This window comes from Streptomyces sp. (assembly GCF_036566765.1).
Taxonomy (GTDB): domain Bacteria; phylum Actinomycetota; class Actinomycetes; order Streptomycetales; family Streptomycetaceae; genus Streptomyces.
The window spans coordinates 1-7,332 of record NZ_DATCVQ010000550.1; the positions used below are offsets into that span (position 1 = coordinate 1).

At 72.1% G+C, this 7,332-nt stretch carries 10 protein-coding genes and 5 tRNA genes; 8 read left to right on the plus strand and 7 right to left on the minus strand.

Translation table 11 applies throughout. From position 1 onward, the window contains the following. Positions 1-92: 92 nt before the first annotated feature. Positions 93-506, plus strand: coding sequence for an SsgA family sporulation/cell division regulator (locus tag VIU94_RS31755; protein ID WP_015032345.1), 414 nt, complete (start codon positions 93-95; stop codon positions 504-506). Between the two features lie 309 nt (positions 507-815). Then, on the plus strand, positions 816-1,376 hold the full coding sequence (locus tag VIU94_RS31760) for a CGNR zinc finger domain-containing protein (protein WP_331916705.1): 561 nt from the start codon (positions 816-818) through the stop codon (positions 1,374-1,376). Between the two features lie 10 nt (positions 1,377-1,386). Here the strand turns inward: VIU94_RS31760 and VIU94_RS31765 are convergent, their stop codons facing one another. Next, on the minus strand, positions 1,387-1,539 hold the full coding sequence (locus VIU94_RS31765) for a hypothetical protein (RefSeq protein ID WP_331916707.1): 153 nt from the start codon (positions 1,537-1,539) through the stop codon (positions 1,387-1,389). 181 nt (positions 1,540-1,720) lie between these two features. Further along, positions 1,721-2,146 carry a hypothetical protein gene (locus tag VIU94_RS31770; protein WP_331916709.1) on the minus strand — a complete coding sequence of 142 codons (426 nt, stop codon included), beginning with the start codon at positions 2,144-2,146 and terminating at the stop codon, positions 1,721-1,723. Between the two features lie 172 nt (positions 2,147-2,318). Here VIU94_RS31770 and VIU94_RS31775 point away from each other — a divergent pair, with 172 nt between their 5' ends. Continuing rightward, positions 2,319-2,840, plus strand: coding sequence for a DsbA family protein (locus VIU94_RS31775; protein ID WP_331916711.1), 522 nt, complete (start codon positions 2,319-2,321; stop codon positions 2,838-2,840). A gap of 68 nt (positions 2,841-2,908) precedes the next feature. Here the strand turns inward: VIU94_RS31775 and VIU94_RS31780 are convergent, their stop codons facing one another. The 3 genes from VIU94_RS31780 to VIU94_RS31790 are packed head-to-tail and all read right to left on the minus strand — an operon-like array spanning position 2,909 to position 5,700. After that, the gene (locus tag VIU94_RS31780) at positions 2,909-3,748 is read right to left on the minus strand and encodes a GNAT family N-acetyltransferase (protein ID WP_331916713.1); all 840 of its coding nucleotides are present in this window, start codon (positions 3,746-3,748) and stop codon (positions 2,909-2,911) included. Between the two features lie 57 nt (positions 3,749-3,805). Continuing rightward, positions 3,806-4,633, minus strand: coding sequence for an aminotransferase class IV (locus VIU94_RS31785; RefSeq protein WP_331916721.1), 828 nt, complete (start codon positions 4,631-4,633; stop codon positions 3,806-3,808). Between the two features lie 5 nt (positions 4,634-4,638). Further along, complete coding sequence (locus VIU94_RS31790) at positions 4,639-5,700, minus strand: chorismate-binding protein (RefSeq protein WP_331916715.1); 1,062 nt, start codon at positions 5,698-5,700, stop codon at positions 4,639-4,641. A gap of 244 nt (positions 5,701-5,944) precedes the next feature. On the opposite strand from VIU94_RS31790, the gene VIU94_RS31795 reads away from it, so the two are divergent. The 5 genes from VIU94_RS31795 (at position 5,945) to VIU94_RS31815 (ending at position 6,428) form a co-directional block, all read left to right on the plus strand. Beyond that, positions 5,945-6,017, plus strand: a tRNA-Gly gene (locus VIU94_RS31795). Between the two features lie 39 nt (positions 6,018-6,056). Continuing rightward, positions 6,057-6,130, plus strand: a tRNA-Cys gene (locus tag VIU94_RS31800). Between the two features lies 1 nt (position 6,131). Further along, positions 6,132-6,203: transfer RNA gene (locus tag VIU94_RS31805), tRNA-Val, on the plus strand. Between the two features lie 39 nt (positions 6,204-6,242). Beyond that, positions 6,243-6,314: transfer RNA gene (locus VIU94_RS31810), tRNA-Val, on the plus strand. 39 nt (positions 6,315-6,353) lie between these two features. Continuing rightward, a tRNA-Val gene (locus VIU94_RS31815) sits at positions 6,354-6,428 on the plus strand. 57 nt (positions 6,429-6,485) lie between these two features. Here VIU94_RS31815 and VIU94_RS31820 read toward each other — a convergent pair. Beyond that, entirely contained in the window at positions 6,486-6,764 is a 279-nt protein-coding gene (locus tag VIU94_RS31820; protein WP_331916717.1) for a TFIIB-type zinc ribbon-containing protein, read from the minus strand. Positions 6,765-6,804: 40 nt separating this feature from the next. Beyond that, the coding region (locus VIU94_RS31825; RefSeq protein ID WP_331916719.1) for a phosphotransferase family protein at positions 6,805-7,332 on the minus strand (528 nt) is incomplete at its 5' end.

The following is a 7,332-nucleotide window of genomic DNA, read 5'->3' on the forward strand; positions in this document are numbered from 1 at the left end:
CAGAGGGGTTTACAACGGCACCGTAGGTGGCATGTCGATTTCGCCGACGTGCGAATCCCCGAGCGCACACTGAGCGAAAGGCCCTGGCGCTTATGAACACCACGGTCAGCTGCGAGCTGCACCTGCGCCTCGTTGTGTCGAGCGAGTCCTCACTGCCTGTACCGGCGGGCCTGCGGTATGACACGGCCGATCCCTACGCCGTGCACGCCACCTTCCACACCGGAGCCGAAGAGACGGTCGAGTGGGTCTTCGCCCGCGACCTTCTCGCGGAGGGCCTGCACCGGCCCACCGGAACCGGCGACGTCAGAGTCTGGCCGTCCCGCAGTCACGGTCAGGGCGTCGTCTGCATCGCGCTGAGCTCCCCCGAGGGCGAGGCCCTGCTCGAGGCCCCCGCGCGGGCCCTGGAGTCGTTCCTGAAGCGGACCGACGCCGCGGTGCCGCCCGGCACCGAACACCGTCATTTCGACCTCGACACGGAGCTCTCCCACATCCTGGCCGACAGCTAGACCCGCTGAGCCAGGCCGAGAGCCGCACGGCGCCGTCCGACTCGGGGAGACGGCGCCGCGCGGACAACCGCATACGGCAGGGATCGGCGCCCGCACCACGTATCCGACGTGGTGCGGGCGCCGACGCCTTGGAACGGAAGCCGCGTGGAAGCCCCGCCCGGAGCCCGCTCTTCCGGTTCCTCCCGCCCCAGGACCGGGGACCGTACGCTTTCGGCCCCGTTCCCGCCCGCTCCGGGCAGGGCGTACGAGAGCCGCTAGAGTCAGCGCAATTCGGCGGGCGCCCGCCCGCAGCTGGCCAGGGAGCGGAACGTGCTGATCCCCCACGACACCCGGATCGCCCTCGACAGGGTCGTCGATCTGATGAACACCGCGCCGGAGGGCGATCGGGGCGACGAGCTCGGGGACCTCGCGGCGCTCCAGGCGTTCGTACGGGCGCACGACATCAGCGACGTCGGCGAGCTCGACGACCGGGACCTCGCGGCGGTCCACGAGGTGCGCGGCCGGTTCGCCGCCGTGTTCTCCGCGCCCGACGCCCGCGTCGGGGCCGCTCTGATCAACCAGCTGGTGGCGGCCGCGGGCACGACGCCGCAGCTCACCGACCACGGCGGCTACGACTGGCACGTGCACTACTTCGCGCCGGGCGCATCGGTCGCCGACCACCTCGCCGCGGACTGCGGCATGGCGCTCGCGTTCATCGTCGTCGCCGGGGAGCAGGAGCGGCTGCGCCGCTGCGAGGCCCCGGACTGCGGCCGCGCGTTCGTCGACCTGTCCCGGAATCGCTCGCGCCGCTACTGCGACAGCCGGACCTGCGGTAACCGTCTGCATGTGGCCGCGTACCGGGCGCGCCGCAAGGAAGCGGCCGCCGGCTGACTCCTCCCGCTCACAGCAGGAAGAGGTCGTGCACGGAGGCCATCAGGAGCAGGCAGCCGATCACCGCGAGGAAGATCATCAGCGGCGGCTGGGAGAGCGCGAACAGACAGCCGCGCGGCTCCTCTGTGGGGGCGGGGGCTCGATCCCGCGAGGTTTCCAGCATCTCGGGGGCGATGATGACGCAGGGACCGCCCGAAGGATCAAGCAACACGCCCCACGCGCGGGGCAGTTCATCAGATCCCGTGTTTCTTCGAGATCGCGCCGGATCCCGCGCTTCCAGGATCTCGTTCAGATTCCGCGCTTGTCGAGGATCTCGTCAGATCCGGTGCTTCTTCAGGATCTCGTCAGATTCCGTGCTTCTTCAGGATCGCCTCGATGTCGCCGAAGTCCTCGCTCGGGGACGCCTCCGGGGCCTTGGGGGCCACGCCCTTCTGCCCCTGACCCAGCGCGGGCGCCGAGGCCGACGGCTCGGCCGCCGCCTTCTTGCCGGTCCCGCCCTCGCCCGCCGCGACGGAACGTCGCCGCTCGATGGTGCGGGTGGTCATGAACAGCAGCCAGCCCAGCCCGAGCACGCCGAACCCGGCCCAGGCGATGGGGCTGAAGGCGGTGTCCGCGAGCCACTGCACGGCGCCGGTCATCACCAGGCCGAGCGGCACGAGCGCGTACGCGGCGATCCTGGTCGCGGCGAGGAACCGCTTGCGGTACGCCGTGATCGCGGCGATGCCCAGGCCGGCCGCGGCCACCGCGGAAAAGACAGTCTCGGCAAGCATCCGGTCCTCCAGGCAGTGGGACGGGCGATACGTCCCTTCCATCCTGCACCGCCGCGGCCTGCGGGGCTACGACGGCGGCCGTCGCGGGCCCGATCTCCGGGAGATCTCCGGGACGGACATCCTCCCCAGGTCCCGGTTGGGAGGCCCCGGAGCGGGCTGGGAGACTGGCCCCATGAGCGACCCCACCACCGGTTCCCCCGCCTCCCCCGTCGTCCTTGAGGCCTGGTTCGACCTCCAGTGCCCGGACTGCCTGCGCGCCCTGGACGACGTGCGCGCGCTGCGCGCCAAGTACGGCGAGCGGCTGGACGTACGGCTGCGGCACTTCCCGCTGGAGAAGCACAAGCACGCGTACGCCGCCGCGCAGGCCGCGGAGGAGGCGGCCGAGCAGGGCAAGGGCTGGCCGTACGCGGAGGCGCTGCTGGCCAGGACGGCCGAGCTGGCCGACCGGGGCGAGCCGGTGCTGCTCGACGTGGCGCGTGAACTGGGCCTGGACGCCGAGGAGTTCGACACCGCGCTGATCGACGGCCGGCATCTGCTGACCGTCGACGCCGACGGGGCGGAGGGGAAGGCGATCAAGGTCACCGGCACCCCGACGTATGTGATCGACGGCGAGCGCCTCGACGGCGGAAAGAGCCAGGACGGCCTGCGTGAGCGCATCGAGACGATCGCCGACCGCCTGCTCGCGAACGGCTAGGGAGTGTCTGACGGTTCCCCGCGACGCCGCAAGGAACCGTCAGACACCCCCTGGGTGCCGAGCCGCCGCTAGAGCAGCGTCTTGTAGCTGTTGATGTGGGTGGTGCGGTAGCCGAGGGAGTCGTAGAGGCGCAGGGCCGGGGTGTTACCGGCGAAGACGTGGAGTCCGAGCAGGGTTTCCCCGGCCTCCCTGGCGACTCGCTCGGCCAGCAGCATCAGGGCCCGGCCGTAGCCGTGGCCGCGCTGTCCGGCGGCGACCAGGACGTCGTACACGTACCAGCCCCCCCGGCCCGGCTCCAGCTCGCGCCGGGCGGTCCACACGTGGCCGACGAGCGCCCCGTCCCGCACGACGACGTCGATGGAGACGCCGGGGCTGTCGAGCCCCTCGGGCAGCAGTTCGCGGTGGCTCGCCTCGGCCTTGGCGCGGGCCTGCTCCTCGGGGACGCCGCGGGCGATCCAGCTCTCCGCGTAGCTCTGCCGCCCGGCCGCCTCCCAGACGACGAACTCCTCCCCCGTCATCGGCCGCGTCTCAACGCCGTCGGGCAGGACCGGCGGCGGCCCCGAGAGCTGCTTGGTCATGTTGCGGCTGCGCTCGATGTAGCCGAGGGCCTCGGTCATCTGCTGGGCGATCGCGGCCTCGGCGGGCACGGAGACGTGCGCCTGGGTGCAGCCCCAGCCGCGCAGCACCTCCTCCGCCGCGAGCGCGGCGATCGTGCCGCGGCCCCGCCGCCGGTCGGCCTCGTCGATCCGCAGCGACTCGATCACGCCGGCCTTCGGGCCGAACCCGGGGTCGGTGGCGAGCCGGACGGCGCCGACCGGGCGGCTGTTCACACACACCTCGTACGCGCGCGAGCGCATCCCGTCGGCTGCCGTCTGGAGCGGCCCGGTCGGCCGCAGGGTGGTGGTCATCAGGTGTGTTGTACCTGCCCCGCGGCTCGACGTCACCAGGTTTTGCGGTCCGGCGACCTACAGACGCGGATCCTTGTCGGCGGCCGCCCGCTCGTCGAACAGCCGCATGGCCTTGGCGGTCACCGGACCCGGCGCGCCCGGCAGCTCGCGGGCGTCGACCCGGTGCACGGCCTGGACGTCGCGCAGGGTGGAGGTCAGGAAGACCTCGTCGGCCCGCTCGAGGATGTCCAGCGGCAGGTCGGTCTCCTGCGCGCCCGTCCACTCCACGGCGAGCGCCCGGGTGATGCCGGCCAGACAGCCCGAGGAGACCGGCGGGGTGTGGATGCGGCCGTCGAGCACGACGAACACGTTGGAGCCGGTGCCCTCGCAGAGCTCGCCCACCGTGTTCGGGAACAGCGCCTCGGACGCGCCCCACTCGTGCGCCCGGGCGAGGGCGACGACGTTCTCCGCGTACGAGGTGGTCTTCAGGCCGACCAGCGCGCCGCGCTCGTTGCGGGTCCACGGGACGGTGATCACCGCGGTGCTGTCCGGGCGGCGCTTGGTCGCGCCGAGCCCCACGACCAGGCCGGGCCCGGCGTCGCCGCGCTCGGAGCCGAGCGGCGAGAGGCCGCCGGTGTAGGTGATGCGGAGCCGGCCGAGCTCCATCGGGTTGGCCGCCAGGACGGCGGCGCAGGCCCGGCGGATCTCGTCGAGGTCGGGGTCGGGCAGGCCGAGGCCCCGGGCGGAGCGGGTGAGGCGCTCCAGGTGGAGGGTGAGCGCGAAGGTCTCGCCGCGGACGGCCTTGACCGTCTCGAAGATCCCGTCGCCGACGGTCAGCCCGTGGTCCAGGACCGAGACCCGGGCGTCGGCCGCGTCGTGCAGCCCGCCGTTGACCCACAGCTTCATCGCGTTCAAAGAGAAATGGCCCTTTCGCTCGCCTCGTACGCGCCCGACGCTACCGCGAGCAGCCGGGAGGCCTTCAGTTCGGTCTCGTCCCACTCGCGCTCGGGGTCGGAGCCCCAGGTGATCCCGGCGCCGGTGCCGAACCGCAGCACGGGTCCGCCGGAGTGCGACCGGTCGATCCAGAAGGTCCGTATGCCGACGGCGAGCTCGGCGGTGTCCGCGTCGGCGTCCACCCAGCCGATCCCCCCGCAGTAGGGCCCGCGGGGCACGGTCTCCAGGTAGTCGATGATCCGCAGCGCGCTCGACTTGGGCGCTCCGGTGACGGAGCCGGGCGGGAAGGTCGCGGCCAGCACCTCGCTCCAGCCGGCGTCCTCGCGCAGCAGACCGCTGACGGTGGAGACGAGATGGACGAGGCCGGGGTGCTCCTCGGTCTCGCAGAGGGCGGGGACGGTGACGGTGCCGGTCTCGCAGACGCGTCCCAGGTCGTTGCGGACCAGGTCGACGATCATCACGTTCTCGGCGTGGTCCTTGGGCAGGAGGTCGGCGGCGGTCCGGCCGGTGCCCTTGATGGGGCCGGAGGAGATCCGCGCGCCCTCCCGGCGCAGGAAGAGCTCGGGGGACGCGGTGGCGATCTCCACGCCGTGCGAGGGCAGCCGAATCGTTCCGCCGTACGGAGCGGGATTGCCGCGGGCGAGCAGCGCCGTCAGGGCGTCGACGTCGGCGGCATCCGGGTCGGGCAGCGGCGCGGAGAGCACCCGGCAGAGGTTCGCCTGGTACACCTCGCCGCGCGCGATGTGCCCGCGGACCCGGCGGACGCCCTCGATGTAGGCGGTCCGGTCCAGGGAGGAGGTCCAGGCGTCGGCGGCCGGTCCGCGCCAGGCGCCCGGGGCGGGCGCGGGGACCGGGGCCACGCGGACGTCGGCGAAGCGGGCGCAGGTGAGCCCGCCTTCGAAGTCGGCCACGACGGCCCAGAAGCCGGAGGAGTCGAGTGCCTCGGGATCGTGGGTGACGTCCCTGAGGTCGGTAGCGACGAGGCCGCCGAAGCGGGCCAGAGGAGCGAGGTCGTGCACGGATGTGAGTCTAGGGCGGCGGCGGGCGGGGTGCCGGGCCGAGCGACGGGGCGAGCGGTGGGAGCCGGTGCGGAGATGTCCGGGAGGCGCCGCAGGGCCACACGGAGTGAACACACGGCGTACGCGGATCGGCGACGGCTCGGCCACAGGTCAGCACGCTGCGGAAACGCGTTTTTGTACTGGCCCGAGAATCCGCTAGAGTTCAACACGTCGCCGGGACGCGCAAGCGGAACGGAAACGACAAGCGGACGTGGCTCAGTTGGTAGAGCATCACCTTGCCAAGGTGAGGGTCGCGAGTTCGAATCTCGTCGTCCGCTCGATGTGGGGGATCTTCCCGAACCCCTGTATTCACTCCTGGTGGAGTGGCCGAGAGGCGAGGCAACGGCCTGCAAAGCCGTCTACACGGGTTCAAATCCCGTCTCCACCTCCAAGCGCGATTAGCTCAGCGGGAGAGCGCTTCCCTGACACGGAAGAGGTCACTGGTTCAATCCCAGTATCGCGCACGCAGCACAACTGAAGATCCGGTCCGCATGGACCGTCCCGCGCGATTAGCTCAGCGGGAGAGCGCTTCCCTGACACGGAAGAGGTCACTGGTTCAATCCCAGTATCGCGCACGCAGTAACACCTGGTCCTGTAGGGTTTGGGGCCGTCCCGCGCGATTAGCTCAGCGGGAGAGCGCTTCCCTGACACGGAAGAGGTCACTGGTTCAATCCCAGTATCGCGCACCACCACCGGAGCCCCCGGCCGCATCTCGCGGCCGGGGGCTCCGTCGTTCCCGCTTCTTCTCAGGAGGAGAAGAGCATCCGGCCGAAGCCGCGCTGGTGGTGACCGTGGTGGCCGCCGTGGTGCGGGGCGCCCCAGGCGGGGGCGGAGGGGGCGTGCTGCGCCGGGTAGGCCGGCGGGGCGGCGGGCGGGGTCTGCTGCACCCACTGGGACTCGAGCCGGGTCAGGGCCTCCAGCTCGCCGTAGTCCAGGAAGATTCCCCGGCAGCCGCTGCACTGCTCGATCTGGATGCCGTTGCGGTTGTACGTGTGCATCGGGGCATGGCACTTGGGACACTGCATGCTCGGCTCAACTCCTCGCCGTTCGAATGGTGTACTCACCCTACGATGACGCGAGATCGTCCAACTCGGTTCGGACGGACGCGATTCGGGCACAGCTGTCGATCATCACCTGCTCCACCTCGTCGAGCGGGCGGCCCTCCTCGGCGCTCTTGACCAGCGCGAGGGCCGAGGTCTGCACGGTCAGGGCGCGGGCGGGGACGTCGAGTTGGGGCCACGGGTCGCCGTCGGCGGGGACGGCGGGGCCGCCGGCCGCGCGGTACGCGGCGAGGAAGGCCGACCAGATCTCCGGCGGCAGGATCCCGGCCGCGTACCAGGCGGCGGGGCGCGCGAGGTCCCAGGCCGGGTCGCCCAGACCCAGGTCGTCCACGTCGATGAGCAACCAGGGGCCGTCGGGGGCGGGGTGGCGGACGAGCTGGCCGAGGTGCAGGTCGCCGTGGCAGAGGGTGTCCGCGCGGGGCGACGGCGCCTCGTCGCGGGCCCAGGCGGGCAGCCCCGCCCAGGCGCGCAGCACCGGGGCGGCGGGCGGGGTCTGCTGCACCCACTGGGACTCGAGCCGGGTCAGGGCCTC

Bases quoted from the DNA above. Each gene is read 5' to 3' on its own strand.
- VIU94_RS31755 (WP_015032345.1), top strand. From the start codon at position 93: ATGAACACCACGGTCAGCTGCGAGCTGCACCTGCGCCTCGTTGTGTCG.
- VIU94_RS31765 (WP_331916707.1), bottom strand. From the start codon at position 1,539: ATGCTGGAAACCTCGCGGGATCGAGCCCCCGCCCCCACAGAGGAGCCG.
- VIU94_RS31770 (WP_331916709.1), bottom strand. From the start codon at position 2,146: ATGCTTGCCGAGACTGTCTTTTCCGCGGTGGCCGCGGCCGGCCTGGGC.
- VIU94_RS31775 (WP_331916711.1), top strand. From the start codon at position 2,319: ATGAGCGACCCCACCACCGGTTCCCCCGCCTCCCCCGTCGTCCTTGAG.
- VIU94_RS31780 (WP_331916713.1), bottom strand. From the start codon at position 3,748: ATGACCACCACCCTGCGGCCGACCGGGCCGCTCCAGACGGCAGCCGAC.
- VIU94_RS31785 (WP_331916721.1), bottom strand. From the start codon at position 4,633: ATGAAGCTGTGGGTCAACGGCGGGCTGCACGACGCGGCCGACGCCCGG.
- VIU94_RS31820 (WP_331916717.1), bottom strand. From the start codon at position 6,764: ATGCAGTGTCCCAAGTGCCATGCCCCGATGCACACGTACAACCGCAAC.